The sequence below is a fragment of the Dellaglioa sp. CoH-55-MRSF-9 genome (assembly GCF_056782155.1).
Genome location: NZ_JBXAYG010000148.1, coordinates 1 through 247 on the forward strand (window position 1 = coordinate 1; position 247 = coordinate 247).

A 247-nucleotide genomic window follows, 5' to 3' on the forward strand; every position below is an offset into this window, starting at 1 on the left:
GCTGAACTCATGCCCGAAAAGCTGCTGGAGCGCGCGGCGCGTGGTGAGCTTGCCGGCATCTACGATAAGATCGATGGGTCGATGGTGAGCACCTCGTATTCGCACGACGACGGCTTTGCGTGGCGCTCGAAGAAGTCGTACGTGTCAGATACGGTTCGAGCGTTCGAGCGCGAGGTTCCCAAAAACATCGCAGATTTTGCGCGTGTGGTTGCGGCCTCGGACCATACGGCCACCTTCGAATTCGTGG

At 59.1% G+C, this 247-nt stretch carries 1 protein-coding gene; it reads left to right on the forward strand.

Annotated features, from left to right (window positions below):
• A partial coding sequence (locus AC1RPV_RS08130; RefSeq protein WP_481764257.1) for a hypothetical protein occupies nucleotides 1–247 on the forward strand: 247 nt, incomplete at both ends.